We start from the raw sequence: 1433 nt of genomic DNA on the forward strand, positions 1-1433 counted from the left end.
GCCGCTGGCCGGCTGCTCTGGATATCGGGTTCAATGAGGTTGCCGGCCAGCGGCCGGCACTGCCAGAAGCGGTCAGCGCGGCTGCTTGACCGGCAGCACCACGCGGAAGCGCGAGCCCACGCCGGGCGTGCTGTCCAGGTCGATGCGGCCGTGGTGCTTGTTGATGATGCTGTAGGAGATCGACAGGCCCAGGCCGGTGCCACTGCCAACCGGCTTGGTGGTGAAGAACGGATCGAAGATGCGCTGGCGCAGTTCCGGCGAGATGCCACCGCCGGTATCTTCGAACTCGACCCAAACGTGATCGCCATCAACGCCGGTACGCACCGTGATCGTGCCGCGCTCGGCGATGGCATGGCCGGCGTTGAGCAGCAGGTTCATGTAGACCTGGTTCAACTCCGATGGCAGGCACTCCACCAGGGGCAACTGGCCGAACTCGCGCACCAGGGTGACCTTGTACTTGAGTTCGTTCCAGATGATGTTGATGGTCGATTCCAGGCCCGCGTGCAGGTCGACCAGCTTCCACGACTCGTCGCGGCCGGAATACGAGAAATCCTTCAGGTCGCGCACGATGCGGGTGACCCGCTCGATGCCTTCGCGCGATTCCGCCATCAGCTGCGGCAGGTCGCGGCTGATGAAATCGATATCCAGACGGTCACGGATATCATCGATTTCCGGAATCAGCGCTTTCGGGTCCGGCGCGCGCAGGGCGCGCTCGTAGGCTTCGATCACGGTGAACAGGCTGCGCAGGTATTCCTGCAGGCTGCCCAGGTTGGAGTGCACGTAACCGATCGGGTTGTTGATCTCGTGCGCGACGCCGGCGGCCAGCTGGCCGATCGACGCCATCTTCTCCGACTGCAGCAGCTTTTCCTGGGTGCCATTGAGGCGCAGGTAGGCCTGGCGCAGTTCGGCATGGCGCTGCTGCAGCTCGCGTTCGTAGTCTTCCTGCCCTTCGATGTGGCGGAACAGGGCGAGGAAATGCCCCTGGCCGACCGGACCATGGTGGTACAGATGGGCGATGACCACGCCCTCGCCCAGCGGCAGGCTGCCATTCCAGTGACCATGCTGGCGAGCCTGTTCCAGCGCATCGGGCGGCAGCAGTTCGCGCAGGCGCTGCGGCGGCGGCAACCCGCCGTCCTCGCCACTGGCCAGCAGGTTCTGTGCGGCCGGATTGGCCAGGGCCACCCGCCCGTCATCGGTGAACAGCAGCAGGCCTTCGCGCAGGCGCTCAAGCAGGGCCTGCAGCACCGGCTGCGGCGGAAGGGGGGCGGTAACCAGGGCGTTGGCAGCGGACACGGCGACTCGGGACGTTCGAACAGGCGCCCAATATACGCGGTCATGCAGCGGGCTTCAGCCCGCCGGGAGGGGTTATGCGACCGCCGTCGCCTCAGGCGACGGCGAGGGGCCGGCCGATGCTGACCGTGTGCGACTGGCCC

1 protein-coding gene is annotated in these 1433 nt (G+C 66.2%); it reads right to left on the minus strand.

The features are described from left to right. Positions 1-72: 72 nt before the first annotated feature. The gene (locus ABGA94_RS01260) at positions 73-1293 is read right to left on the minus strand and encodes an ATP-binding protein (RefSeq protein ID WP_053496680.1); all 1221 of its coding nucleotides are present in this window, start codon (positions 1291-1293) and stop codon (positions 73-75) included. Positions 1294-1433 lie beyond the last annotated feature (140 nt).

Source organism: Stenotrophomonas sp. 3diitr2024, from assembly GCF_042136455.1.
Lineage (GTDB): Bacteria > Pseudomonadota > Gammaproteobacteria > Xanthomonadales > Xanthomonadaceae > Stenotrophomonas > Stenotrophomonas sepilia.